This is a genomic window from Leucobacter sp. MMO-125 (assembly GCF_037148395.1).
Lineage (GTDB): Bacteria > Actinomycetota > Actinomycetes > Actinomycetales > Microbacteriaceae > Leucobacter.
In genome coordinates this window covers 575,284-601,575 of record NZ_JBBCTL010000002.1, presented here as the reverse complement: position 1 = coordinate 601,575, position 26,292 = coordinate 575,284, and the positions used below count along the sequence as shown (strand labels likewise).

The window sequence follows — 26,292 nt, the reverse complement described above, 5'->3', positions numbered from 1 at the left end:
GGAGGCATGACGGTTCTCCCGGTGACGATCGACGCGACACCTGCGGAGGCGTCGTGCTGCGTCCCTGCGGCCGATGCGGTGGTCGATGACGCGACCGCGCATCAACTCGCGAAGGTGTTCAAGGCGCTCGGAGACCCGAACCGGGTCAAACTGTTCTCCTTGATCACCGCGAGCGCGAGCGGAGAGATGTGCGTGTGCGATCTCACCGAACCGGTCGGACTGTCACAACCGACCGTGTCGCATCACATGAAGCTCCTTGTTGAGGCTGGGCTCGTCACCCGTGAGCAGCGTGGCAAGTGGGCGTACTACCAGCCCACGACCGGTACCCTCGCCGCCGCGGCGCGGGCGTTCGCGGGCTGATGGAGCCGCTCCGGTTCCGCCCGATGGCCGAGTCCGACTGGGCCGAGGTCGAGAGCATCTACCGGGCGGGGATCGCGACCGGGCACGCCACCTTCGAAACCGCTCCACCCGCGACCTGGGCCGCGTTCACTGGGGGCAAGCGCTCGGAGCTCAGCCTTGTCGCCGTCGACTCCAACGGCCGGATCCTCGGGTGGGTCGCCACGTCTCTCGTGTCGGCGCGAGCCGTGTACGCGGGCGTTGTCGAGCACTCGATCTACATCCATCCCGGCGCGGCCGGTCACGGAGTTGGGCGTCGCCTTCTCGCAGCGTTCTTGGATCTCACCGACCAGCACGGGATCTGGACCGTCCAGTCATCGATCTTCCCGGAGAACACCGCGAGTCTGCGCCTGCACGAGCGGGCAGGGTTCCGCACTGTCGGACGACGAGAGCGCATCGCCCGCATGGCCTACGGTCCGCACGCCGGCCAATGGCGCGACACGATCCTCGTCGAACGCCGCACCGCTGGAGAACGAAGTGAGGGCGCATCTTCCGCGAACATGCACCCTCACACCCAGTCCAGCGCCCCGTCGAACCGCATCTTCACGCCGAATCGTCTTCAGGAATCCTGAACCTGCGGGTTTCTTAGAGCATCCGTCCACGGGTATCGAAGAGCTCGAGCTCTGCCGGGTGGAGCTGGTGCTGCACGACGAAGCTGCGGTCCTTGATCTTCCATAGGCCTTGCCCGATGCCGAGGGTTGGGAGGAGGGATCGTTCGGTGCCGGTGAGGCCGAGGGTTTCCGCGGTCGCGCCGAGCTGGTCGCTCGCCTGCCGGTACACGACCCGCACTTCCGCATTCGCGAGCAGGGAGGAGGCGAGTGCGCGCATCCTTGAGCCGCTGTCGCCGACGTTCTCCAAGTCGGTTAGTTTGTGGAAGATGAGCTGGTTGCTGATCCCGAAATGGCGTGCCAGCCGCCACTGCGCATCCATCCGAGCCAACAAGCTTGGGTAGGACATCAGCCTCCATGCTTCGTCGTAGACGACGAGCCGCCGGCCGCCGTTCGGGTCTCGGAGGGCGGCCTCCATCCATGCCGAGCTGCACGTCATCAGCACGGCGAGCAGTGCGGAGTTCTCGGCGACGCGGGAGAGGTCGAGGGAGAGCATCGGCAACGTCGGGTCGAAGGTCTCCGTGGATGGCCCGTCGAACATGCCGGATAGGTCGCCGGCGACGAGGCGGCGGAGTGCGTGCCCGACCATGCGGCCGTCTTCTGCGAGCCTGCCGTCGGGGTCGTCGTCGGGTGAGGGTTCGAGGATGCGGTCGACGACCATCGGCAGGATCGGCACCTCTGCGGAGCGCACGGCGTCGGCGAGTGCCACGTCGATCGCGGTGTGCTCGACCGGCGAGAGGCGGCGGTCGAGCACCGTCTCCGATAGTGCGCCGATCAGGTCGCGACGACGGGCGGCGACCTGCGCCTTCCAGTCCTCATCCGCGATCCCCGTGGCCCGGTAGCCTGCGTCGAGGGGGTTCAGGCGTGCGGGCAGCGAGGGGCCGAGGAGGATCGCGCGCCCGCCGACGGCGCGCGCGACTGCGGTGTGTTCGCCTTTCGGGTCTCCGGGGACGTAGACGCGCCGCCCGAACGGCAGCGCCCGCGTGTACAGGGCCTTCGCGAGCGAGCTCTTCCCGCTCCCGACGATGCCGGCGAGGATCATGTTCGGGGCGGTGATGACGCCCTGCCGGTACAGCTCCCACGGGTCGTACACGAAGGAGCCTCCGGAGTAGAGGTCTTGTCCGACGAAGGTGCCGGCCGACCCGAGGCCACCTTCGGCGAGAAACGGGTAGTGCCCGGCGAGCGTCGCCGAGGTGTCCTGGTGGCGCGGGAGCCGGAACCTGCCCGGCGTCCGAAGCGCCGCCGCCCCGACCTCTCCGGCGTGGGGCAGGTAGCTGGTCGTGCGGCGCTCCTCCCGCTCCGCGTCTCGCTCCGCCCGTGCCGCTGCGGCCTGCGTCGCCCGTGCCTCGGCGCGCAGCCGTGCAGCGGCTTGCCGGCGCGCTTTGCGCTGGGTGCGGCGTTCGCCTTCGGGACCGACGAGCACCGAGGTATGCAACTGCCCCTCATCGGAGGTGTGGGGGCCGGCGTGGCGGGCGGTCACGCGCCCAGCCCCCGCAGGCTCGACCGAGTCGGATAGGAAGCCCGGCTTACTCTTGGGGTGCCGAGGCGATCCGCCCGCGACGACTCCCGCACCGCCGCCACGGAAGCAGTGGTCGTGGGTGCGGCGTGCGCGGGCGGGTCTTCGATGCCGAGGAGTACGGGATCGGGGAGGGCGTCGTGTTCCCGGTAGAGGCCGACGTGCCCCATGAAGGGGTTGTAGACCATCGTGTACACGTCGTGGGTCGCTACCCGGTCGAGCTGCCCCGTCGGGGGCCGGTCGTAGACGTACCCGTTCTCGAGCGCCGCATCTACGGTCTCGTCGCCGAAGTCGTACCCGGCCAGCTCCTCGAACGCGCCATCCGGGCCGTGCCGGTTGATCGTCTCGATGATCCGGTCGGCCTCCTCACCTTGAAGGAACACGATGTTCACGAAGCGGCGGGGCGGCACCGTGTCAGGAAGGTCTTGCCAGGCGATGCGCGACGCGGCCTGCGAGGCGCGGTCCATGGCGGTCTCTGCCTGGTCGAAGATCGCGGACGCCTCCCGCAGCCCATCGATCGCGGACTGTGCGGCGTCGGCGCCGGCCTGCCGGTTCCCGGTGTTGTCTGCGGCGAGGCGCTGATGGTGGGCGATGTTCCCGGCGAGCTGTCCGGTGACGTTTGTGAGCCGCCGAGTGAGGGAGAGAAGTTCGCCGATCACGTCGTACACGTCGCGGGGATGGTCAGTAGCGTGGAGGGCGTGCGCGATGCCGCGCACCGCTTCCGCCGCCTCAGCAGCATCGGCACTCGGATCAGAGAATGTCACCATCGGAGGACTCCTTCACAACAGGGGGCAGGTCACCAGCCAGGTACGCTCGCCGAGACAGTGCCAAGAGGCGCGGATCAGATGGTGCGGCATAGCGGCAGTGCCGCCGCGGTGAAGGCTTGCGCTTGCTGGCCGACGAGTCTTCTCGTTTCGCAGGAGGACTGGATCGCGGCTTGCTCGATCTGCGCGACCGCCGCATCGAGCTCGCCCGGCGTCGGTGCTGAGATCGAGACGAGGCCGACGACGCGGAGGATGCCGTGCCCCGCAGTCAGCTCGCTCTCCTGTTGCAGCACGTCCTGGAACTCCGCCGACGCCTGGGTGTCTTCGACCTGCCCGATCTTCCGGCGCTGTGCGGCGTCGGCGATCATCTCGGTCTTCTTCTTCCTGAGGTCACGCGCCGCCTGGTCGGCGCGTACCGGCAAGTAGTGGAGCGAGAGGGAGCGGAGTACGCCGCCGGTGAGCACCAAGGGGGCGAGGAACCCGGGGAAGGTTTGCGCTCTCGGCCATTCGCTGATCCACAACACCGCATGGTGGGCGCTGTCGGAGCGCAGCCGATCCCACGCCTCGTTCACCGCGACCGGGCCGGCCGTGGCGAGGTCGCGGCCAAGTGCGCCGTGCCGTTCGAGGGCGGGGCCGGCCGCGGGGTCGTAGGCGGTGCGGAGGATCAGGGCGACATCGCCCGGAGTGAGCCACCCCGCGAACGCGAGCTCCGCGCTGCGCAGCGCGGTATGCAGCGACTGCATCTCCTGCCTGAGCACCGCCGCCGCACCCGCCATCCCGCCGCCAGCACTCCTGATCTGCCGGGTGGCGGCGCGCATGTCGAGCGCAAGCGAGATCGTCGTCTGGTGACGTTCGCCTGCGGGGCCGGCACGCTCGATGAGTTCCCGGTAAGTGGTGGCCGCCCAGGAGCCATCATCGGTGCCATGCTGCCGCCACCACTCGGCAAGACCCGACCCCGAATCGGGCAGGGTGCGCTCCATGACCTGGATGCGGGCGATCCTGCCGGACCGGCACGCGGCGGCGAGAACGCGGCCCCAGCCGGTGACGCGGCGCTGCTGCTCGGCCGGGTCGAGGAGCACGAACGCCGGATGCTGCACCCGCAACATCGCCGTCAAGGTTTGCGCGTGCGGGTCGTGGATCATCGCCGCCCCCGTCTCGGGGTCATGCCACTCTCGTAGTGCCGCGAGGTCGCCGGGCAGGGCGAGGGTGCCGGCCGGGCGGGGCCGGATCATGCGGCGGCGGTAGCGGGTCTGCTTCGCGCGGGTGCGGAGCAGCCAGCGGGTGATGATCGGCGCCCACTCGATGAGCTTGCGCCCGCTGACGGGCACCCACGTGATCGCCGCGAGCGTCAGCCACGCGGGCGACGACCAGGCAAGCCCCGCCCCGCCGCTCGTGTACAGCGCGGTGACGACGATGAGGAGGGCGCAGGCGAGCACGATCAACTGCGACAGCGACAGGCCAAGGAGGACGCCGCGACGGGTGAGCCGTGAGAACTGGATCGTCTGCAGCTCGAACGGGGTGCTGGTGCTGGTCATGACTGCTCACCACTCCGATCCGGCGTCGGATGGCCGCGAACTCGGTGGCGGGAGCACTGCGGGCGGTTGCTGCGTTTGCGAGGTCGCTGGCGGCGGGGCGGAGCCCTCGCCCGCAGCGGCGGCGTGCCCGTCGGCGACCTCGCCGATCGCACCGCCGAGCGCAGGCCCAGCGGTCGCGGCCTCTTTGACGGCTTCCGTCGCGAGGATCACTCCGCCGACGACCGGCACCGCCGCACCACCACTCGATGCCGCGGCCGTCGTGCCCTCTGCGGTGCCTCCGGCGGCAGCCCCTTCCGTAGCGGGCGCGCTTGCCGTGGGTGTCTCTGCCGGTGTGGGTGCCGGCGAGGACTCTGGCGCGGACGGTGTGCCCTTCGCGTCGCCACCACCGTCGAGCACCTGCTTCGCGTCTGCGGCTTTCGGCTTGGACGGAATCGGAATAGGGCGGTTGAGCGCCGACTTCGCTTCCTGCTCCATCGACGCGGCCTGATACATGTCGAAACCCACGAACGCCAGGAACTTGTAGACCATGTAGGGCGCGAAACTGGCGATGAACAGCAGAACGATTCCGGCGATGGGCTCCGACAGGACGGCGAGGTCCAGGGTGATCGGGGTCGCCACCTGGGTGAGTGCTACGAGGAATATGACGGTCACCACGAGTTTTGACGCGATCAGGGCGACCACGAAGGTCGCCCATTTTCCGAACCATCCGCGCGATGCTTCCCAGGTGAGGCCGGCGAGGGCGATGGGGCCGAGCACGATCGCGACCAGCAGCAGGGCTTTGCGGATCAGGAGCGAGAACCAGAGGATGAAGATCGCGGCGATCATGAGGCCGGCGAGGAAGATCATCAGCAGCGCCCCGGCCCCGCTGGTCGCCCCGACGACGGTGAGGCCGGCGATGAGGAGAGCGAGCCGCCCGCCCATGCTCTCGATGGTTTCCCCGGCGGCCTGCATGATCCCGACCGACAGCACATCCGTGACCTGCAAGAGCAGGGCGGTGAGGGTGATGAGCACGAACGACCCGAGCACGCTCTTCGCGACGCCGATGCCGGCGCGGGTGAGCGCGGAGGGGTCGCGGCGGGCGAGCCCTGCGATGAGCTGGAAGCAGAACAGCAGCAGGGTCACGACGACGGCGATGCCGAAGAGGATGTTGTAGACCCGGATGTACCCGTCGGAGGTGATGTCCACGGCGGTCGTGGTGGAGAACACCTCCCACATGCCCTGGAACAGTGTGGAGACGGCCAGCCCCATCGCGTCGGCGACCCAGCGGAAGAAGAGCCCGGCGGGGCCGTCGCCGACGGCGGTGCAGACGGTGGAGATGATCGGGGCGTCGCAGATGCTCACCGTGACTCACCAGCCCTGGCTAGTTGACGGCCTGGCCGACAGTCCAGAAAAAGTTCACGAGCGTGACTGCCGCACCGCACAGGATCGCGGCCCCGCAGGAGACGAGCACGCCCGTCTTTCCCCGAGATGCCAAGTGGGGATTGCTGCTGTTCGCACCAAAACCCCAGATGATCGCCGAGACAATCAATGCCAGCACGGCAAGGATCAATCCTGCCGTCATGACTGCGCCGACGATCTCGCGGAGCTGCGCGATGCCGGGGAGCCCGTCGCTGTTCGGGTCAATATCAATCACGGGTGGTCCTCCTGTCGATGCGGGGACGCGACTCGTCCACCAGCAGGCAGGTGCGCCCCAGCGATCCGGCGAAACGCGGCGAGGTCAGGGTGGGATCAGAGGGTGTCGCCGACGGTGATGAGGAAGTTCGTCCACGCGACGGCGGCCCCGGCGAGGGCGGCCGCGCCGAGCGCGACGAACACCCCGACGCGGGCCTTCTGCGCGGTGTACGAGTTCCCGGTCGAGGAGGAGATCGCCCACGCGATCGCGGAGATCAGGAGCGTCAGCACTGAGGCGATGAGCACGATCGTGAACATCGCCCCGATCGCCTCGGTCAGCCCGTCCGCGCCGCTGACTGCGCCGAAGTCGGGAAACACGTTCACGAGCCGGCCCCGATCTGGCAGCCGCCCTGCCGGGGCGCGCTGCTGTCGGTGGCGACGGCTCCGTGCTGCGCGAGCCAGTCAACCGCGTCCACGGGCGGCTGTCCTTGCCCGCCCGGCCGGATCTCGATATGCAGATGCGCGCCGGTGGAGCGGCCCGAGGAGCCGACATCGCCGATGTGCTGCCCCGCAGTCACGGTCTCCCCGGCGGTGACGTAGATGCCGTCCTGCCACATATGCGCGTAATAGGACGCAACCCGCTCACCCTGCACCGTGTGCTCCACGATGATGAGGCCGCCCCACCCGGCGGAGAACTCCGCGACCGTCACGCGCCCGTCGGCGATCGCCGAGATGGGTGTGCCGTCGGCTGCGGCGAGGTCGCTGCCGGAATGGAACTCGCGCTCCCCGGTGAAGGGGTCGCTGCGCCACCCGAAGGAATCCGTGCTCGTGTAGGTGCCCTCGGGCAGCGGGAACACGATGCGCGAAGTCTCCGGCACCGGACCCGGCCCACTGGTGTTGCCGCCACCGTTGGCGGGAGTGGTGAGGGCGGTGAGAATCGCGTCGGCGACGGGCAGCCAGTTCCGGTACCGATCTGGGAAGGCGCTCACCTCCACGGCCTGCGCTGCGGCTCCCGGGTCCATCTGCTGCCAGCCGGGAATATCGAGCAAACCGCGCGGGGTCGGGAAGTTGGGTCCGTCGGGGCCGCCGTAGAAAGCTCGGGACTGGTACACGGGGTCCATGAGCTCGGCGACCGTGCCCCAGCCGGCCTGGGGGCGCATCTGGAAGATGCCCAGTGAGTCGTGATCCGAGGCGTCGCCATCGTTCGGGAACGACCCCGACTCGGGGTAGGCGCCGGTGTTGGCGAGCATCCGTAACCGCGATTCCGTGAGCCCGGCCGTGAGGGCGACCCGCACGCCGGGCTGTCCGATGCCGGGGATGCCCGCCCCGGTCGTGATCACGGTGGCCGCATGGGTGAGCTGCTGCTTGTCCAGGGTGACGGGGGTGCCGTCGGCGGTGGTGGCGGTGAGGGAATCCGGGATCGGCCCGACTGTGAGCGATCCCGTGATGCACAGCACCGGGCCGAGGAGCGCGCCGACGCTCACGATCGCGACCGACGGGCCCAGGCACAGGAGCACCAGGCCGAGGATCAGCAGCTTCTTCACCATCAGCGCGCCTGGGGTTAGCGGAGCGGCTGGTCGACGGCGGAGAGCCGGAGCAGTCGGCACCCGTCCTGCTCGGTGCAGGCGGCGAAGATCGTGAACGCGACCGGGCGCGCATCCGAGGTCTCTCGCCCATCCCACATGCCGGTGCGGTGGCGGGTGCCGGTGATCGTGTAGGCGATCGCGCCGGGCGGGAGCTGCCCGGCACCGGCCTGCGCCTTCGCCGCCGTCCAATCCTGGGGGACGACGATGCTGTCGATCTCGATCCACTGCCGGGTCTGGTACTGCCGCAGTTCACCCCAGGCCCGCGCCTCCGGGAAATAGCCGCGCACATCCGCCGCCAGACCCGGCGCCTCTGCCCGGTCCGCGACATCGACAAGGCGCTGCATGTAGTCGGCAGGCCCGTACTCGAGGCCGGTATCCCACCCGAACAGCCGCTCCGCCACCGACCGCGCAAACGCCTCTCCATCCGGGGTCTCGGGTACCGGGCGGGGCGGGAAGTTCGGCTGCCGTGTCCCCTCGGCGGGGCTTGTCGGCGAGGTCGGGGTGTGCGGGGTGTCCGGGGTGGCGGGGCCGCGGAGGAGGCCGTAGACGCCGACGCCGATCAGCAGCAGGAGCACGGTCGCGCCGGCTGCGGCGGCGATGAAGAGCCTGCGGGGCGGGCGGTCAGCGTTCGGGTCCATGCGGAACCTCCTGGAAGTCGATGCTCAGGAGGTGCACACCCCGCGCCCTGGGTCAGCCCGCCCGTACCTCGGCCCGTCGCGGCTCAGCATCCACCGTGCCGGCAGTGTCGGTGCGGAGGTCGCGGATGATCGTGAGGAAGGCGACGGTCTCGGCGAGCACCCGCTCGACCCGCTCCCACTCCGGCGCGGTGAGCGTGCGGGCGATCTCGGCGGCGTCGTACCGGGTCGTCCACCCGTCCAGGTCCGCCCACAACGCGAGGAACGCGCGCGGCGGCAGCATCACCAGCGCCAGCCGAGGCCGCGCCTCGGCCTTCCCCTTCTTCTTCCCGGCGCGCTTCGCCGCGGTGATCCGGGCCACTGCGTCGGCGGCGAGCTCCGCAAGCTCCGCCGTGCGCGCCTCCTGACCTGCGGCCCGCACCTCGGCGGCAGAGGTCGCGGCCTGCGCCCGCACGATCTCCGGCGTGCCGGGGTTGGTGGCGAGGCGGTCGAGTTCATCGAGTGAGAGGGCGGCGTTCATGCGCAGGTGTGAGCCATGCACTTTCCCGCCGGCCTCGATCCGCGCCAGCTCCTCGGCGGCCTGGGCGCGGATGTGCTCGGGGCGGGTGTCGTCGTTCGCGAGGTCTTTCAAGCGGCTGATCTGTTCGAGCATCGTCTGCGAGCCGCGCCCGGTCACCATGCGGGCGGCCTGCACCCTGGCTTCCCCGGCGGAGCGCGGTGCCGTCGATTCGACGGCACCGGAGACTTCCGCAGCATCCCCGGCTTCCCGGGTGTTGCTGCCGAAGCGTGATGCCTCCTGCCGGCGCGCCGCATCCTCGGCCATCACGGCTTTCAGCTCCCGGTACAGCGACTCCGCCTCGATCAGCGACAAAGGTTTGTGCATCGCGCTGTCGTCCTGCTCGGCGAGGAGCTGGCTGAGCCGGTCCGTGAGGCCCGACCTGATCCACACGTTCGTCGTGCGATGCCCGAGCCGGCGCAGCGCGTGGTAGCGGCGCCACCCGCACACGAGCACCCCGTCCGGGGTGAGCGTGATCGGCTGCAACAGGCCGACGCGGCTGATCGACTCCATGAGGGCGTCGATGTCGCCGAGATCGGTGCGGTGCCGGGTGCCGACGACGATGGAGTCGAGGGCGCGTTCCAGCTCGATATGCCCCGGGCTACTCGCAGCCACGGCACCCACCCCCTCCCGGAGCGGAGAGCACCACCTCCGACAGCACAGCCTCATCGGTGAGGAGCGATCGGAGAGGTTCTTCGTTCACGAGCCGGTGCAGCACCCCGCGCGCGACCCTCGTGTGCGCATGAATCGGGTCGGGGTTGCCGAGCACGACCCGGAGCATCGACAGCCACGACCCGGCGGGCAGATCGAGGAGGGCGCGGGCGTGGTAGTCGCGGCGCAGCGACTCGAACGCTGACGCACGCGACGGGCACTCGGCAAGCCGGGTCACGATGTACTCGATCCCGGAACGGGCGGCCTCTTCCGGCCAGCCGAGGAAGTGGAACAAGGCGACGCAATCCTCGATCGCCGGTGCTACCCGCCGGGCCGCCTCATCCGCCTCGGCCTCGGTGTTCTCGGCGAAGGGGTCGGGGGCGCGGAAGCTGGGGTGGTAGTCGGTGAGCGGGTTCTCCCGGTCTGAGAAGCGTTCAGCGTCGTGGTGCGCGGAGAACTTCGGACGGCGCGCCTGGTGTACCGAACAGAGCAGCCCGTTCGCGCGTTCCTCGGCGATGCAGGTCACCTGCACGGCGCGGGTGACGACCGCCCAGGGGTCGTCGGCGCGGCGCACCGCCCCGGTCCGCATCGCATCGAACGCGGCAGCGGCGGCCTCCCACGGGTCGAGGCCGTGCCGGCGAGCGAGCGCGGCGTAGCGGTCGGCGGCGTGCCGCATGAGCTCCGCAACTTCGGGGTCGTGCTGCCACGCCCACGGGCCTTGCCCGTGCAGGCGGATCAGCAGGGCGCGGAGTCCTTCGGGATGCTCGAACCCCCGCGCCCCGCCCGGAGTTCTGGGCGCGGTCGCGGGGGTTCTCTTCGTGCGTTTGCTGGTCATGATGATGGCACCTCCTACCGGAGTGGTGCGCCAGAGCTGCATGGGGCCGGGAAGGTCCTGCGCGAGCAAGTCGATGCGTGCGGACATGGCGGCTCACCTCAGCCCCATCCCTGCACGCTCGACCTCGCGGCGTGCGGGGGTTCTCCGGCGCCCGCCGATCGACAGATCGGGCAGCCGCTTCGCGCGCTCGCTCCGCTCAGGACGTTCTGCGCGGGCGGCGCGGTGCTCGTGCGCGGATTCGCGGGCGCGACGCAGCAGCTCGGCTCTGAGGTCGACGCCCCACCCGGTCGCTCGTGCGCCGCCGGCGACGATGAGCTCGGTCGGGCGCACCCACCGCACCTGCGTGCGCCGCCACCCCTCCGCCTCCGGGGTCTCCGCCTCGGGGGTTTCGGTGACCACCGTGGCGGCTTGCTGGGTGAGGGAGGGGTCGTGGTGCGTGGCGAGCATCGACCGCTCCGCTGAGGCCTTGTCGGCCGGTCGTGCGCGTTCGGCGGCCATCGCCGCCGCCAGTGCCGGGTGCAGCCGCGAGTGCGCGGCCTCCGGCGGCCCCGCTTCCGGGGCCTGGTCGTCGGGATTCATGAGGGTTCCTCCTCCTCGTCAAGATCGGATGCAGGGTCAAGCTCGGATGCGGGATCGTCTTCGGCTGGCTCAGCTGTCTGTCCGGCGAGCGCGTGCGGATCGTCTGAGGCGAACCAGCGGCCGACGGTCGAGGCGTGGACGCCGAGGTGCCGGGCGATCTTCTTGTTCGACCAACCCTCCGCGCGCAGCGCCTCCGCCACACCCCGACCACCCGGCACCGCTCGATGAGCCTCCGGGACGGTGGGGCGGGCTTCGATGATCGAGGGCAGCGGGAGCGTCGCCGAGGCCACTGCCGACGACACCGGCAACGTCGCTCCTTCCTCGGTTACCGTGGAGCTCTCCTCCGGGTGCGCCTGGGTGGCGTGGTGGCGGGTGAGGATGACGGTGAGGTGCGTGATCGAGAGCAGCACCACCGGTGGCACCGCTGCGACCGATGCCGCGAGCACGCCGGGCACGTCGGCATCGGCGGCGACGAGTGCGTGAATGGAGTTCGCCGTGACCGAGAGGCCGGCCCCGCAGATCAGCAGCAGCCACGGATACCATGCCTGCCGGGTGCCTGCGAGCGCGACGACTGCGACCGTTGCGACGACGATGATCCCGTCCACGATCAAGGGCCAGGCCCATGCCTGCCCGGCATCGATCCCGGAACGGCGCGCCAGGTCCGTGAGCGAGGTGAAGGAGAGCCAGAATGCGCCTGCTGCGATCAGTACCGTGCCCGCCACCGCCGTCACGACCGCGAGCCGGCCACCTCCTCGAACCGCCGTCGTGGTCATGCGAGTACCCGCCCTCGGCCGGCTGGCTCCCGCCGCGCCTGCGACTGCCGTGCATTGCTCTGCGCAGGGGCCGGCTGTGCGGGGCCGCGGTAGGCGGAGCGGATCGTCCGCTCGATCTCCCTGGGCGGCAGGCCGATGTCCTCGGCGACCGGGCCGAGCGCGTCGAACGCCTCCGAGAGCGTGGCCCCGTTTTCGGCGAGACGGCAGGACGCCCAGTAGAGGCCGACGTTCCGGTCCTCGCTCCGCCCGCTCAGCCATGCCGCGATATGCGCGGTGCGCTCTTCGAGACTCCCTCGGAACGGGCGCGACTGCCACGGTGCGCGCGGCGGGCGCGGGTCCAGGAACTCCCGCAACGCGGCAGCATCCACCGGCCGGGCAGGGTCAGGCGAGAGTTCGAGAAGCTGATACGCCGCGACCTCACCGCCAATCGAGGTGCGGGAGGGCGGGGCGACGGTGTAGCCGGCGGTGCCGCGGAAGTCGAGCTGCGCGGTGCCGGACGCCCACGACCGCTGCTCGGCCTCCGCCACTGGATAGTAGGCGTGTAGCCCGCCCGATGGGGTGACGACGTGCGCGACCCAGCCATCGAGGAGGCCGGCCTGGGTGGCGGCCTGCCAGGACTCGGGGCCGCGCGGCGGATCGCCCTTCACGTCGACATCGACGACCTCGAGCCCCGACGCGGGGCCGGTCGGGATGCCGATATTCGCATCCGGCCATTTCTGCCACCACGCCGCAACCTGCCCGGGGTCGGCGGTCGCATCGTGGAAGCCGTGCGCGACCAGAGGCCGCTTCTCGCCCGGTACGCAGGGGAACACCGGCACGCCCTGGCTCGCGTAGTGCTGGGCGGCCTCGGCGAGCGTCATGTCCGAGACCGGGGTGAGGAGCTGGCCGGCGCTCATGAGAGCCCTCGCGCTTCGACTGGCTTGCGTGCCGGTTCGGATGCCCGTGATGGGCGCGACCTCGCGGTGGAGGTGCGGCCGGTGCGTGTTGGCTGCTTTGACGCAGTACGAGCAGGAGGTTCGCGGACGAGGCCGGGAGGCTCGCCGGTGCCAAGCTGCACGGTGTCGAGCTGGTCGAGGATCGAGACGGCGATCTGCCGCACGCGCTCGGCGGTGTGCTTCACGACCGTCACCGGGTCCTTCCCGTCCACGGTCGCCGCCCATCCCGACACATACGGGATCGTGTAGGCGGCGGTATCCATGCCGTGCGCGGCACCGATCATCAGCGCCACCGACTCCGCCTCGACCTCCGCGATCCCGCGATGCCGGGTCGCGTCCTCGTCGTCGGGGTCATGCAGGCGGATATGGGCGAGCTCGTGCGCGAGGGTCTTCACCTGCGCGGCATCGTCCATGTTCCTCCGCACCGCAACCCACTTCTCATTGCAATGGGTGAGCCCGTTCGCGCCGCGGATCTCTCGCTCATGCGGCACCGGCCGGAACTCGTACCCCGCCGCCGTGATCTGCCCGATCAGGCCCTCTCGCAGCCCGGCCGGTGCCTCGCCTTCCAGGAGCTTCGGGCTCGGCGGGAGCGGCACCTCCGCCCCCTCGGTCTGGGAGATGTCAAACACTCGGGCCGGCGTGACGCCGATCATCCGCTCCCGCACCGACTCGCCCGGCCTCGGCCGCTCGCGCGGCTTGAGCCTTCGCCACGAATCCGGGTTGCCCGGCGTCGCCGACGCGAACCGCGCTTTGAACGGCGCGAGGATGCCATACGGTTTCTGTCCGTTGACCACTTCACGCCCGAGTGACTGCCACTGCTTCATCCCAGCCACATACGTCGGGTACGGATCAGGCACCAGGCCGGCGGCGAACGCGGCCTCGTGCTGCGCGAAGATCAGCAGCACATTGTTCACGCTGCGCTTGCGGAACTGCGCCACGAACGTGAGCGCCCGCTTCCAGTCCTCGCCCGTGACCAACGCCTCAACCGACGCTGTCAGCGTCTCCTGCAGCTCCCCGACCTGCGCCTCGCGTACAGCCCGAAGCTCCTCACTGCTCCTACGTCCTGCCATGATCCCGTACTCCTCTCGGCGGGACGCGCAACGGACAGGCGCGGCCCTGTCACCATGAGGTGCGCCGGGAGGATCAGGAAGACGAGACGGGCAACGGAAGAAAGCTGTGACCGTCGGGGATCGTGAAGAACCCGGCGAGTCTCTACCGGATTACACGATCAGCACACCCGTTGAGGACCAAAGGGTCGATGATCCAGATAACCGGAACCAGGTCGGCCAGATCGGGAACAACTCTCGCTACTCGGCGCTTCGTCGCATCTGGCGATAGCTGCCCGGGGTGAGGCCGACGTACTGGCGGAAGAGCTCGGTGCCATGTCCGCGGCTATGCCACCCCACCCGGTGCATTGCCGCCGTCACAGAAAGGTCGGTCTCTCGCAGGTACTTGGCCAGGAGTTCCGCACGAATCATCGTGAGGTACGCCAGCGGTGTCTTACCGTAGGCATCCACGAACACACTGCTGAGCCGAGACGATGAAAGATGCGCCTCGGCGGCGAGCTCGCCCAGCGTCCAACGCTGTTCGGGTTTGTTGCGCAACAACTCCGCGGCCTTGCGCACCTCGACTCGTAACGGCGCGAACCTGCGATCCCGTGGCAACGTAGCTCGAGTGTGCGCCCGCTGCGTCTCCGAGAGCCGTACCGGCGAAACCTTGATGAGCGGGCAAACCACATGCGCGATTGAGAACCAGAGTGCCTGCATCCGGAAGAAGTGCCGGGCGAAACCCCCGTCGATGCTCAACTCGACCAGTTCATCCAGCCAGGGCATTAGCGTTCCTGCGCGAGCTTCACCCAAGCTTAGAACCTGCGCCGGCTCGGTATAGATGTTGTCTGCGAAACTCTGCGCATCGAGGCGATCCCGAATGAAGCCGGAGTATTGCCAACGCACCTGATCAAGCACGTAGTCGGTGTCGAGGTAGACAGTCGAGACGGTGACGTGCTTCTCGGGCTGAGAACCGCATAGGACGTTCGCACCGAGGAGGATCACATCACCGACCTTGACTGGCTGCTGTCCGAACTCGCTGAACACGGTCGCCGATCCATCGCGCACAACGATCACCGTGACACAGTCGTACCTGACCGGGTCAACTGACCGGTGAATCGTTCGGGTACGGGCCAGCAAAGGCGCATACGGTGTTATCTCCCCCGCGGGGACTAATCCGTTCACTCTGACCGTGCCATAGCGTCTTCAAGACCAACTCGTGATGACTGTCGCCAGCGCCGACGATGCCGCTGACGCAGGTCAGATCCGGTAGCCGGTCACGGTTCTCATCACGATCATCCGGCCATCTCGTCTTGAGACCGCACTTGATCCGGCAGTCGGAGTCGTTTGAGGAGCAGGGCGTTGACTGCGACGATGACGCTGGAGCCGGACATGCTGATCGCCGCGATTTCCGGGGTGAGCATGATCCCGAACCTCGGGTAGAACACACCGGCGGCGATGGGCAGCGCGATGGCGTTGTAGCCGATGGCCCAGCCGAGGTTCTGCCGCATCTTGCGCAGGGTGCCCTTGCCGATCCGCAGCGCGACGGGCACGTCGAGTGGGTCGGAGCGCATGAGAACGACGTCGGCGGTTTCGATCGCGACGTCGGTGCCGGCGCCGATCGCGATGCCGAGGTCGGCCTGGGCGAGAGCGGGGGCGTCGTTGACGCCATCGCCGACCATCGCGACCTTCTTCCCAGCTGTCTGCAGTTCGGCGATCTTGGCGGATTTGTCTTCGGGCAGCACGTCGGCGATCACGGTGTCGATGCCCAGCAGCGAGGCGATGCGTTGCGCGGTGGGCTGGTTGTCGCCGGTCAGCATGACGGCCTCGATACCGGCTTCGTGGAGGGCGTCGATCGCGGCTTTCGCGGTCTCGCGGGGTGCGTCGGCCAGTGCGATCACTCCGCCGATGTCGCCGTCGATGGCGAACATGATCGCGGTGCGCCCGCTTGCCGCGAGGGTTTCCCGTGCGGCGTCGATCTGGCTGGTGTCGATTCGCTCCTGGGCCATCAGCCGGGTGTTGCCGAGCACGACCCGATGTCCGTCGACGGTCGCGACCGCGCCCTGCCCGGTGATGTTGCGGAACGCGGTCGTAACGCGGCGTGGGATGTCGCGGGCGTCGGCGTAGGCGACGATTGCCTTCGCCAGCGGGTGCTCCGATTCTCGCTCGGCGGCCACGACGAACGACAGCAGGTCCAGGTCGTCGGTGCCGACCGCGAGATAGTCGGTGACTTCGGGCTCGCCCTTGGTGAGCGTGCCGGTCTTGTCGAACACCACGGTGTCGATCCGGGCGGCGGTCTCGATGCCGGTGGCGTTCTTGAACAGCACCCCGCGTTTCGCGCCCAATCCGGTGCCGACCATGATCGCGGTCGGAGTGGCGAGGCCGAGTGCGTCGGGGCAGGTGATGACGACCACGGTGATCGCGAACAGGATCGCCATCGGTACCTCCGCTCCGGCGAGGAACCAAACCAGGAATGTGAGAGTGCCGCCGATCAGGGCGACCAGGACCAGCCAGAACGCGGCCCGGTCCGCGAGCCGCTGACCGGGAGCCTTGGAGTTCTGCGCCTCCTGCACCAGTTTCACGATCTGCGCCAGCGCAGTATCGGCACCGACCTTCGTCGCCCTCACGCGAAGCGTGCCGACCGTGTTCACCGTCGCACCGATCACCGCCGAGCCGGGCGTCTTCTCGATCGGCATCGACTCGCCGGTGACCATCGACTCATCGACCTCCGACGTGCCGTCCACGACCTCCCCATCGGTCGGGACCTTCGCGCCTGGCCGCACGAGCAGCAGATCACCGGGAACGACCTCGGCGGTGGGGATTTCGACCTCGTTGCCGTCGCGGATCACGACCGCGCGGGCCGGGGCGAGTTCCAGCAGTCGGCGGATGGCGTCGTTCGCGCCGCCGCGGGCGCGCATCTCGACCCAGTGGCCGAGAAGTACGAAGGTGGCGAGCACGCTGGCGGCTTCGTAGAACACCTCGCCGCCGCCGGTCAGGGTGATGGCGAGGCTGTAGAGCCAGCCCGCGCCGACACCGACCGCGACCAGCACCATCATGTCCAGCGTCTTCGCGCGCAGCGCCCGGTAGGCGCCGTCGAAGAAGATCCAGGCCGCGTAGAAGATGACCGGCAGCGACAGGATCAGGGAGAACACGTCGTCGCGGAGCCCGAACGGTGCCGGGACGGTGAAGCCGATGACCTCCCGGCCGATCGGAGACCACAAGGTGATCGGGATGGACAGGATCAGCGCGACCAGGAAACGGTTGCGCATGTCTCGGATCATCGCGTCCATCGACATGCCGCCGTGGTGGCCGCCGTGCCCCATCACATCCTGCGCGGTCGCCGGTGCCGAGTCGCCATGCGCGTGAGCCGGCTCCGGCGAGGCCAGCGCCATGTCGTGGCCGGCATGGGCGGAGTGATCGTGCCCCGTGTCGCCGGTTGCTCCGTGGTGGTGATGTTGCGGCGCGCTGCCGTGGGGGGAGGGAGGGGCCGTCGAGCGCGAGGCGTGCGGCTCGTCACTGGGGTGGCAGACGTGCTGCGGCACGGACTGTCCGGCACAGTGGAATCCGCACTCGGTGATCCAGGCGCGGAGCTGCTGGACAGATGTCAGCTCGGGGTCGTAGGTGACATTCGCGGTCTGCGCGACCGGGTTCATCTCGACGGCGGCCACTCCGGGCTGTCGCCCCAGGGTCTTCTCGGCGAGCTGTGAGGAGGAGGCCCAATGCAGACCTGCCACCTGTAGGACGACGGTGTTCATCTTCTTGTTCATGGCGTTTCCTATGACTGGTGTTCAGCCCAGCCCTACAGGGCGGGCAGGATGGTGGTGGCCTGGTCGCCGTCGAGGGCGACGATGCCGCGGTCGTCCACGAGATAGACGACACCTGACGGGGCAAGACCGAGAGCTGCGACGGTGCCTTCCGCGGTTCCGATCGGCGTCCACGCCGCCTGGCCGCTGCGTCGCCAGAGCTGCCCATCGGTATCGACACCGACTAGCTGGTCGCCGGCCGCTTCGAGCAGGTACAGCGTGGGTGCATCAGCGACCAGTCCGAAGGCAGCAGCGTTGTCCTGGCTGGCGAACAGCCCGCTTGGGGTGGCCGCATAGACCGTGCTGTCTGCGGTGACCGCAAGATCAGCGGCGGTTATCTCGCTGCCAGCCGTCCAGGTGTTTCCGGCGTCGCCGCTGATCTGTAGCGCGGGACTGCTCGACCCGATCCCATACACCTGCCCATCGGGGCCGGCGGTCAGGACGTGGAAGTCCTCCTCGCTCGTGAACGCGACCGGCTCCCAGTTCTGCCCGGCGTCCTCGCTGCGGATGATGCCGAGATTCGGTGACCCCAATTCCGAAGGCGTGTTCATGCCGGGATGCCCGGAGGCGATCAGAGCGCCGTCCGTGAGGGTCAGGCCCATCACGTCGAAGTCGTAGCCACCCAACGGACCTTGGACGGAGCCTTCGGCATCAACTCGGTACAGGCCCATATGGGTGCCGACGAGGATCGTGGTACCGGCCTCGGGCACCACAGCATGAATGTGCCCGAACTCGACCGGAGTCTGCGCCGCTGGGGGCGGCGTGGAGGAGGCACCACAGCCAGCCAGCACTGTGACAGCAGCCACGGCGGCAGCGAGCGCGACGAGCGCGCGGCGAGGTGAGGAACGAAGGCGAGAAGTGAACATCAGAGTGGCCTTTCGGGAGAGCAGGACGATGACAGATTTGGCCGATGGGTAGGTGAAGGAAGCCGGCCGCGAAACGCGGAGAACCGGTGTCAAGAGCAGCGGCAGGACGGTGGGGAGCCCGCACCAACGGTGGTCGGGCTCCCACGCCCGCTCCTATCGAGGATGGCTAGAGGCTGTCCAGAATCTCTTGCATCGTGGTGACCTCGGCCTTCTGGCCGTCGATGACCTGCTGCGCCAGTTCCAGCACATCCGGGTTCTGCCCGTTGGACAGCTCCATCTCGGCCATCATGATCGCGCCGTTGTGGTGCTCGATCATGCCTTGCAGGAACAGCCGGGTCGCCTCGACGCCCGTGGCCGATTCCAGCGCGGTCATGCTGTCGTCGGACATCATGCCGCCGCCATGATCCATTCCCTCCATGCCGCCCATCGACGAGTCATCGGCGGAGATGCCCCAGTCCTCGAGCCAGTCCTGCATGGTCTCGATCTCGGGGCCCTGGGCATCCTTGATCTGCTGGGCGAGCTCGATCACTCGCTCGTCGATGCCGTCCTTGGCGAGCAGCATGTCGGCCATCTCGATGGCCTGTTGGTGGTGCGGGATCATCATCGTCACGAACGTCTGGTCGGCGGCATTGAACTCCGCGTCGGACTCGGCGGGAGTCGACGACGAGCTGGATCCGTGATCCATGCCGGCCATCCCGCCCGACGTTCCGCTCGGGGAGCAGCCGGTCAGCAGGAGGGCGGTGGACAGCGCGGCTGAAGCCAGCGCCAGTGTGCGAATACGCATCAGTGTGCGTCCTTTCGGTTCAGTCAACATTGGGAGATTCGCGCCCCAGGCAGAGCGCAGCCACGCTCCGGCAATCGTGGCCGGAGCGAGCGCAAATCAGGTGCGACTGATTGAGAGGATGATGAGAGACGGCGGACGGGGGCGCGGCAAAACGCCGCCCGCAAGCGGCAAAGAGCGGATCGCGAGGACGAGAGAGTGCCAGGAATATCCCAGCATGAGCGGTATGAGCAGCAGTATGAAGCCCGCCAGCAGCGCGAGCACGCACCCCACCATCAACATGACGTGGCTGGGGGCCGGATCCTCGCACGAGCCAGGACAGTGGGCGTCTCCAGCCGGTGCCAGCGGCGCGGCAGTAGCACCCGTAGCATGCCTGTCCGAATCGGCAGCCGGCAGCTCGCCGCCGATCATGCCAGCACCGATGGCCTCGTGGTCACTCGCCATGAGCGCGGCCGGGGATCTCGTGTCGTGGCCGCCGTGCCCGGAAGAGAAGTTCAGCACATGCATGCCGAGCAGCCCCACCAGCACCAAGGCGAGCAGGCCGAAGATAAGCAGACGGCGGCGTGGCGCGTCGCCGCGCGGCACTCCACGTCCGGTCTGCATCGTTGTCTCCTCTTCTCCATCCCCGTGCCGCGCTGGATCCGCAGATCAGGCATGTCCTGCGTTCTACGCTAAAGCATTTCCGGCGTTCCTCGCTGAGAACCACGGCCGGGTCGAACCGTGCGACAGCCGGCGGATCGGTTGATTCGCAGCCGTCGCCGCCGGCCGCGTCGTACACACCTGCACCCTATCCATCGTCTTCATGCTGCTGCTCGGCCTCGCCGTCGCCGTCGTGATCCAGATTATCGGCGCCCTGCTCGTGCTTTCCCTCCTCGTCACCCCGGCGGCGGCGCTGCGCGTGTCAGCCTCCCCGGTCGTCGTACCCCTGCTCAGCATCGTATTCGCGGTAACCGCGAGCGTGGGCGGCATCCTCCTGGCCCTGGGCAGTGCCTTCCCGATCAGCCCGTACTTCACCACGATCTCATTCCTCATCTACCTCGCCTGCCGTCTCTCTGCGCGCGCATGCCGCTCGAGGGCGGTGTCCGCCGCCGCGTAGGAACCGCGCGGAGAGGGGCGGCCGAGTCGCCGCGACGAGGTGACGGGGTGAGTCTGGCGGCGGCTCAGGAGTACATGGTATGGTAACGAAACCATAACGAAAGGGGGCTGGTGTGCGAGATTTGCTGAACCGTGCAGCCACGCGTTCCCTTTTCCAGAGCGCCGGAACGGTGTTCGCGATCGTGCTGATGCTCGTCTTTGGCCTGGTCGCGATGCACTCCCTGTCTGGTAGCACGACCGCGCACGACGCGCCCGTGCCTGCGAGCACGGTAACCGCCGACGATACCGCGCACGCGGTAGAGGCGGGTGCCCTCGCCGGCCCGGTGAGCGGGGCAGCGGTCGACTGCGACGCGAGCTGCGCGCACGGCACGGCCCCCGGTCACGGGCACCTAGGCATGCTCATGCTGTGCATGCTGGCCCTGTTGACCGGGCTACTCTTCCTGCTCCGGCCCGCCTTATTCCGCCTCTCCCGCGCCGCCGCGCAGTCCGCCGGCTGGCTGACCCGCGCACGGCCCGCACCGCCGGTGGCCCGTCCGCCGTCGCTATTCGCGCTGTCGATCAGCCGCACCTGAAACCAGGCCCCCGGCACGAGCTTGCACACGTACCCCGGCAGTCAGCCGCGGCGAGCGATGCGGCAGATCGACTGACGCCCGAACTCGTCCTGGCGGTCAAGCTGCCCGACGCCGACCCTGACCGAGGACCTGCACGCTGAGCGTGCTTCGCTCGTGTCGCGACAGTACGGCGTCCAAGGCCATCCGGCCGGCATGGGCAACTCGATCACAGGCCCACCCCGCCGGTGCGCGTGCATGTCGCTCGTGTCCTCCGAGCAACTGCGGTGCTGCGTGCCGCAGCCTCGGACCTTTCGTATCCCCTGGCCACCGACCCATGGAACAGTTATGCATTCACGTCGAAACCCGTTCAAGAACCCAGCCGTCTTCATCCCCAGCACCCTCGTCCTGAGCATCCCGGTCGCGATCGGCAACTACTACGTCATCGGGGGGATCTTCGCATGAACACCCAGCAGGTCTATCTCACCCCCATGCCGTCATTCGACTTCCTCTCGGGCGGCACTGGCGGCGGCGCGCGCCACCGACGGGCACGGCGCAGCTTCATCGCCACCGCGACTGCGGCGCTCAGCGTGGCCGGCCTGATGAGCCCCGTTGTCTTCCCCACCCCGTTCGCCCCGGTGCCGGGGGCCGCGGCCGCAGAGCTCCCCGCGCAGCAGCTCGTGAGCGGCCCTGCCGCATTCGAGGCCGCGGGCCTGGACGCGATCGGCGCGGTCGAAGTGCAGGCCGCCCCCGTCGCGCCGCAGCGCGTGAACGCCGAGCAGGGCCTCGTCGATCCCTCACGGCTGACCGATACGAAACTGCGCTACCCCTTCGACCAGACCATGCCCCTCACCGACGGCTTCGGCTACCGCACCGTCCCTGTGGAGCAGTTCCACGATGCCCAGGACATCGCCGCCGCCAACGGCACGCCGATTCGTATCATCGGTGACGGGGTGGTCGTGGAAGCGGGCTGGGCGAACGACGGCTGCGGCTTCTCGCTCAAGGTGCAGCACCTCGTGGACGGGCAAGACCTCACCAGCAGGTACTGCCATATGGAAGGCGAGTCTCACGCCTACCAGGTCGGCGACCGGGTGCGCAGTGGCGACGAGGCGGGACGGGTGGGCAACACCGGCCTGTCCTTCGGCGCGCACCTGCACCTCGCACTGCGCCTGAACGGTGAGCCCATCGACCCGCTTCCCTTCATCGAAGCGAACGCGCAATGACCCCCGCCCCGTACCCCCGCACCTCGTCGACCCCGGAAAGGCCTCGGATGACCGTCTCCCTGAATCGCCGCCAGTTCCTCGCCGCCAGCACGTTGACCCTCGCCGCCGTGGGCCTGGCCGCCTGCACTCCCCGGCAGGGCTCCGCGTTCCTCTCGCCCACGGCGGACGCGGTCGATGCGGCCGAGGCGGGCCGCCTGACCACCGGGGCGACGATCGAACGCGCGCTCACCGCAGAGCCCGTCACGCTGGATCTCGCCGGGCAGACCGTCAAGACCTGGGGGTACCGGGGCGCCTCAGCCGCGGAGCCGATCCGCGGCAATGTCGGCGACCTGCTCCGCGTGACGCTCACCAACGACCTGCCCGATGCGACCACCGTGCACTGGCACGGCCTCGCTCTGCGCAACGATATGGACGGGGTGCCGGGGCTGACGCAGTCCGCGATCGACGCCGGCGACACGTTCACCTATGAGTTCGCGCTGCCGCACGCGGGCACCTACTGGTTCCACCCGCATGTGGGCACGCAGCTCGACCGGGGCTTGTACGCGCCGCTCATCATCGACGACCCCCGTGAGCGGGCCGACTACGACCGGGAATGGGTGATCGTGCTCGACGACTGGCTCGACGGCGTCACGGCCACCCCCGACGACGTGTTCGCGGAGCTCAGCCGCGGCATGGGCGGTATGGGCGGGATGGACCACGGCGGCATGCCGATGCGGATGGGCAACACCCTCATGGGTGCCACCTCCGACCTCCTCGGCGGCGACGCGGGAGACGTCTACTATCCGCTCTACCTCATCAACGGGCGCCCCCGGCTCGATCCCGAGACCTTCACCGCGAAACCGGGGGAGCGGATCCGGCTCAGGATCATCAACGCCGGCGGTGACACCGCGTTCCGGTTCGGCGTCACCGGGCACCTCCTCACGATCACCCACACGGACGGCTACCCCGTGGCACCGCACGAGGCGGAGAGCGTCGTGATCGGGATGGGGGAACGCTACGACGCGATCATCACCGCCGGCGACGGCGTGTTCGCCGTCATCGCCGAGGCGCTCGGCAAAGTCGACCAGGCCGTCGCGATCCTCTCCACCGGGGCCGGTTCCCCGCCCCCGGCAGGCACCGCTCTCCCGCAGACCCGCACCCCCACGATCGCCGCCGATCTGACGGCAGCGGATGACGTGGCGCTGGCCTCCAAGCGCGCGGATCGCACGATTGCCCTCGAGCTCACGGGCAGTATGGAGGAGTACGACTGGGCGATCAACGGCTCCCGCATGAACATGGACGACCCCCTCCGCGACGCCCTCGCGATCAGCGAGGGGGAGCGGGTCGCGCTCACCATCACGAACTCGACCACGATGTGGCATCCCATGCATCTGCACGGCCACACCTACCAACACCCCGACGGCGGCCCCCGCAAGGACACCTCGATCGTGCTTCCCGGCCAGACGCTCCGCCTCGAGTTCGACGCGGACAACCCCGGCCAGTGGCTCACTCATTGCCACAACCTCTACCACGGCGAAGCCGGGATGATGGCGACCATCGCCTACCGGCAGTAGCCCCACTCGCAGCGAGAAATCACACCCCCTCATGAAGACTCACCCGCCTGCTGGCATACCGGGCCCCGATCCCGCATACCGTCGCCATCGCCGCTTCGTGCGACTGGGCCAACTGCTCATGGTGCTCGGAACGGCGATCCTCATCGTGCACTGGCTCGCCCACCTCGAAGCCTTCGGCCCCGCCCAGCCCGAGGGTTGGATCGATCTCGCAGCCGGCTACCCGATGGGCGCTTTGCTCCTCATCGCCGGCGGCATCCTCGCCGGCCGCACCGCCCCCTGACTCCATCCGGGCTATACCTGGGCGGTGCGGGATGAGTCAAAGCTTAATCTGGAGGCCGCGGGCGCACATAGTTCGAAACACTACGATTTGCTACAGACCCCGCAACGACGCTGACATTTCGTATCCGAGCGAAACTCATCGCCACCCGCCCTCATCAAGTCATCAACAGCGACAGAGCCATCGAGGCTTGAAGTGGAACGACACCGTTACCAAGCGCAGTGATTTGTTGGTTCGGGGTCAACTGGTGGATCAGGTCAACAACCCAGCCGCGTTCGAGACCCATTAGCCACTCTAGGAACATTGGCGCTGGTCTGGCGCCAGCCGAGTCACTCAGAAGCGCGGGTGCGGGCGCAGCTCGTCCGGCGATGTGTTCCCATCGTGCGATGGCCGCAGCGTATCTTCCCCAGCGGTGAAGATGCCGTTGATCAGGTTCCACAGGGTCTCCGATTCGGCTCTCCATTTCGGTGAGCCATCGGGTCCGTTCAAGGCGAGGTCGATCACTTGGTGCGAGAGCGCGATTGTTCCCCGTCTTACCCGTACTTGATCCAGGTTCTCCCCGCCTCGCGCTGCGTCGGAGGCGAGCGGGGTGCGGAGGAGTGGCACGGGCGAGGATGAAGACGCGGAACCGGGGATGCGGGGCGCCGATGAGGGAAGCGGGTAGGCCGATCCATCGTGCGTCATACCCGAGGTCGGCCAGGTCTCCGAGTACGGCGCCGAGCGCCCGGAGAGGTCGAGCTGGCTGGTTTCCCAGACCCCAGAGATCGGGTTCCAGGTGGCGAAGGGTTGCGGGGTCAGGGGTTGCACGTTCGTCTCCTTGAAGGGTTGCATCGTCGGGGGTTGCGCGGATCGCAGACGCTGAGAGCAGGCCGCGCACATTCTCGATCACCACCCATTCGGGGCGGAGCTGGTCGATGGCGTCGGCCATGTTCGCCCACAGCCCGGAGCGCGTTCCCGGTGCGAGGCCGGCCATCTTCCCGACGGTTGACACGTCCTGGCAGGGGAAGCCGCCGCAGAGGATGTCCACCGGCTCGACCGTGTGCCAGTCGATCATGGTGATGTCGCCGAGGTTGGGTGCGTCCGGCCAGTGATGGGAGAACACGCGGGCGACGGGTTCGTTGATTTCGGAGAACCAGACCGTGCGCGCCCCGAAGACGTGCTCGACGGCGAGGTCGAGGCCGCCGTAGCCAGAGAACAGCGACCCGACCGTGAGTGGTGAGGGGTCGAGTGTTTCGAGAGGTGTGGGCATCGGGGCTCCTGCCGGTCGGCGGTCCCGGCAACACCCCTCCACCGAGGTTTCAGCGCGCCGAGCTGATCACCTCACAGGTGCACGCTGCCATACCCGTGCCCTACTCACCCCGGCACCTCTCCCGCAGACCCGAGCCCCGCTCCCGCGCCCGGCCTCCTCGCCACCGCAGCCCTCACCGCCACCGCATCCTCAGCTACCTCTCCGCCTCCTTCCCGAGCCTCCACGCGTCTTGCAGATGAGGTTTCAGAGCCCGCGAGTACACGCAGAGCCAACCGCGCGCACCTCCTTCCGAACGCGACCGAGCGTTCAGGAAGGACGACCCCGATGAGTACGAGAACGACGTACCAACCGGCCCAGTTCGAGGCGTCGGGGTGGGATTCCGGCACCCCGGAGCGCAAGGCGAGGTTCGTGAACTCCCTGCTCCGGTTCATCGCGGCGGACTGCCCGCGCGAACGCTTCACCCGATCGCTCTACCAGGGGCTCTCGACCCACGGTTATTTCGGGTTCATCGCGCACTACGACCTCGACGGGTTCTACGACGCGCAACTGTCCACCCCGGCACGACGAGCGGGCTTCCTGAACGAGCTGCGCCGCGACTGCGAGCGTGATGCGCACCTCGACCGCCCAGACCTGTGGAGCGACGTGAAGCGAGTGCTCGCCGAGGGGCTGCAACCCCAAGCGTTGCAGACACCGGCCAGACGGTTGCCTGCACCTGTGCGGCGGCGACCCCCGGCGGGCAAGCGCGACGGGCTGACGCACTTCTGATCTACCGCCGGGGTTGCGCGACGTTGCGCAGCGCAACCCCTGACGCACCCCCTCCCCGGTTGCGCGGCTGCGACGAGGAACGAAAACGGGAATCGGGTTGCCGGTA

26 protein-coding genes and 2 pseudogenes are annotated in these 26,292 nt (G+C 68.7%); 8 read left to right on the top strand and 20 right to left on the bottom strand.

What is annotated here, in order from left to right:
* Positions 1–6 precede the first annotated feature (6 nt).
* On the top strand, positions 7–360 hold the full coding sequence (locus tag WFI54_RS07465) for an ArsR/SmtB family transcription factor (protein WP_336652155.1): 354 nt from the start codon (positions 7–9) through the stop codon (positions 358–360).
* Positions 360–863, top strand: a pseudogene (locus WFI54_RS07460) (GNAT family N-acetyltransferase); the annotation flags it as partial. The gene WFI54_RS07465 and the pseudogene WFI54_RS07460, both read left to right, overlap by 1 nt.
* Positions 864–981: 118 nt before the next feature.
* On the opposite strand, the gene WFI54_RS07455 reads toward WFI54_RS07460, so the two are convergent.
* From WFI54_RS07455 to WFI54_RS07365, 19 genes are all read right to left on the bottom strand, one after another.
* On the bottom strand, positions 982–2,484 hold the full coding sequence (locus WFI54_RS07455) for an ATP-binding protein (protein ID WP_336652154.1): 1,503 nt from the start codon (positions 2,482–2,484) through the stop codon (positions 982–984).
* Positions 2,481–3,287 carry a hypothetical protein gene (locus WFI54_RS07450; RefSeq protein WP_336652153.1) on the bottom strand — a complete coding sequence of 269 codons (807 nt, stop codon included), beginning with the start codon at positions 3,285–3,287 and terminating at the stop codon, positions 2,481–2,483. The genes WFI54_RS07455 and WFI54_RS07450 overlap by 4 nt, the downstream gene beginning before the upstream one ends.
* Positions 3,288–3,361: 74 nt before the next feature.
* Positions 3,362–4,819 (bottom strand): SCO6880 family protein, encoded by a 1,458-nt coding sequence (locus WFI54_RS07445; protein WP_336652152.1) that lies wholly within the window; start codon positions 4,817–4,819, stop codon positions 3,362–3,364.
* 6 nt (positions 4,820–4,825) lie between these two features.
* On the bottom strand, positions 4,826–6,160 hold the full coding sequence (locus WFI54_RS07440; RefSeq protein WP_336652151.1) for a conjugal transfer protein TrbL: 1,335 nt from the start codon (positions 6,158–6,160) through the stop codon (positions 4,826–4,828).
* 19 nt (positions 6,161–6,179) lie between these two features.
* Positions 6,180–6,452 (bottom strand): DUF6112 family protein, encoded by a 273-nt coding sequence (locus tag WFI54_RS07435; RefSeq protein ID WP_293868990.1) that lies wholly within the window; start codon positions 6,450–6,452, stop codon positions 6,180–6,182.
* A gap of 95 nt (positions 6,453–6,547) precedes the next feature.
* Positions 6,548–6,814, bottom strand: coding sequence for a DUF6112 family protein (locus WFI54_RS07430; RefSeq protein ID WP_293868992.1), 267 nt, complete (start codon positions 6,812–6,814; stop codon positions 6,548–6,550).
* Positions 6,811–7,977: a M23 family metallopeptidase gene (locus WFI54_RS07425; protein ID WP_293868994.1), complete on the bottom strand. Its 1,167-nt coding sequence runs from the start codon at positions 7,975–7,977 to the stop codon at positions 6,811–6,813. The genes WFI54_RS07430 and WFI54_RS07425 overlap by 4 nt, the downstream gene beginning before the upstream one ends.
* A 14-nt stretch (positions 7,978–7,991) precedes the next feature.
* Positions 7,992–8,654, bottom strand: coding sequence for a hypothetical protein (locus WFI54_RS07420; protein WP_336652150.1), 663 nt, complete (start codon positions 8,652–8,654; stop codon positions 7,992–7,994).
* 52 nt (positions 8,655–8,706) lie between these two features.
* Complete coding sequence (locus WFI54_RS07415; RefSeq protein ID WP_336652149.1) at positions 8,707–9,822, bottom strand: ParB N-terminal domain-containing protein; 1,116 nt, start codon at positions 9,820–9,822, stop codon at positions 8,707–8,709.
* A complete protein-coding gene (locus WFI54_RS07410) occupies positions 9,809–10,780 on the bottom strand; it encodes a hypothetical protein (RefSeq protein WP_336652148.1) in 972 nt (323 codons plus the stop codon). Before WFI54_RS07410 ends, WFI54_RS07415 begins: the two co-directional genes overlap by 14 nt.
* Positions 10,781–10,786: 6 nt before the next feature.
* Complete coding sequence (locus WFI54_RS07405) at positions 10,787–11,272, bottom strand: hypothetical protein (protein WP_336652147.1); 486 nt, start codon at positions 11,270–11,272, stop codon at positions 10,787–10,789.
* Positions 11,269–12,045: a DUF2637 domain-containing protein gene (locus WFI54_RS07400; protein ID WP_336652146.1), complete on the bottom strand. Its 777-nt coding sequence runs from the start codon at positions 12,043–12,045 to the stop codon at positions 11,269–11,271. Before WFI54_RS07400 ends, WFI54_RS07405 begins: the two co-directional genes overlap by 4 nt.
* Positions 12,042–12,941 (bottom strand): bifunctional DNA primase/polymerase, encoded by a 900-nt coding sequence (locus WFI54_RS07395; RefSeq protein ID WP_336652145.1) that lies wholly within the window; start codon positions 12,939–12,941, stop codon positions 12,042–12,044. Before WFI54_RS07395 ends, WFI54_RS07400 begins: the two co-directional genes overlap by 4 nt.
* Positions 12,938–14,050, bottom strand: coding sequence for an ImmA/IrrE family metallo-endopeptidase (locus WFI54_RS07390; protein WP_336652144.1), 1,113 nt, complete (start codon positions 14,048–14,050; stop codon positions 12,938–12,940). Before WFI54_RS07390 ends, WFI54_RS07395 begins: the two co-directional genes overlap by 4 nt.
* Positions 14,051–14,287: 237 nt before the next feature.
* Positions 14,288–15,103, bottom strand: a complete 816-nt coding sequence (locus WFI54_RS07385; protein ID WP_336652143.1) for a helix-turn-helix transcriptional regulator — start codon at positions 15,101–15,103, stop codon at positions 14,288–14,290.
* Positions 15,104–15,321: 218 nt separating this feature from the next.
* Positions 15,322–17,793 (bottom strand): heavy metal translocating P-type ATPase, encoded by a 2,472-nt coding sequence (locus WFI54_RS07380; protein WP_336652142.1) that lies wholly within the window; start codon positions 17,791–17,793, stop codon positions 15,322–15,324.
* Between the two features lie 32 nt (positions 17,794–17,825).
* Entirely contained in the window at positions 17,826–18,695 is an 870-nt protein-coding gene (locus tag WFI54_RS07375; protein WP_336652141.1) for a F510_1955 family glycosylhydrolase, read from the bottom strand.
* A gap of 166 nt (positions 18,696–18,861) precedes the next feature.
* Positions 18,862–19,479 carry a DUF305 domain-containing protein gene (locus WFI54_RS07370; RefSeq protein ID WP_336652140.1) on the bottom strand — a complete coding sequence of 206 codons (618 nt, stop codon included), beginning with the start codon at positions 19,477–19,479 and terminating at the stop codon, positions 18,862–18,864.
* A gap of 96 nt (positions 19,480–19,575) precedes the next feature.
* Positions 19,576–20,079 carry a hypothetical protein gene (locus tag WFI54_RS07365; RefSeq protein ID WP_336652139.1) on the bottom strand — a complete coding sequence of 168 codons (504 nt, stop codon included), beginning with the start codon at positions 20,077–20,079 and terminating at the stop codon, positions 19,576–19,578.
* A 151-nt stretch (positions 20,080–20,230) separates the two neighbouring features.
* Here WFI54_RS07365 and WFI54_RS07360 point away from each other — a divergent pair.
* The 5 genes and pseudogenes from WFI54_RS07360 to WFI54_RS07340 form a co-directional block, all read left to right on the top strand.
* Positions 20,231–20,572: pseudogene (locus WFI54_RS07360) on the top strand (metal ABC transporter permease); the annotation flags it as partial.
* Positions 20,573–20,684: 112 nt separating this feature from the next.
* Positions 20,685–21,143, top strand: coding sequence for a DUF6153 family protein (locus tag WFI54_RS07355; protein ID WP_336652138.1), 459 nt, complete (start codon positions 20,685–20,687; stop codon positions 21,141–21,143).
* A gap of 437 nt (positions 21,144–21,580) precedes the next feature.
* Positions 21,581–22,342, top strand: a complete 762-nt coding sequence (locus WFI54_RS07350) for a M23 family metallopeptidase (protein WP_336652137.1) — start codon at positions 21,581–21,583, stop codon at positions 22,340–22,342.
* Between the two features lie 47 nt (positions 22,343–22,389).
* Positions 22,390–23,895, top strand: a complete 1,506-nt coding sequence (locus WFI54_RS07345; RefSeq protein WP_336652136.1) for a multicopper oxidase family protein — start codon at positions 22,390–22,392, stop codon at positions 23,893–23,895.
* Positions 23,896–23,926: 31 nt separating this feature from the next.
* A complete protein-coding gene (locus WFI54_RS07340; RefSeq protein WP_336652135.1) occupies positions 23,927–24,175 on the top strand; it encodes a hypothetical protein in 249 nt (82 codons plus the stop codon).
* 154 nt (positions 24,176–24,329) lie between these two features.
* Here the strand turns inward: WFI54_RS07340 and WFI54_RS07335 are convergent, their stop codons facing one another.
* Complete coding sequence (locus WFI54_RS07335; RefSeq protein ID WP_336652134.1) at positions 24,330–25,421, bottom strand: DNA cytosine methyltransferase; 1,092 nt, start codon at positions 25,419–25,421, stop codon at positions 24,330–24,332.
* 324 nt (positions 25,422–25,745) lie between these two features.
* Between WFI54_RS07335 and WFI54_RS07330 the strand changes: the two genes are divergently transcribed.
* Positions 25,746–26,186, top strand: coding sequence for a hypothetical protein (locus tag WFI54_RS07330; protein WP_336652133.1), 441 nt, complete (start codon positions 25,746–25,748; stop codon positions 26,184–26,186).
* The last annotated feature ends 106 nt before the right edge of the window (positions 26,187–26,292 follow it).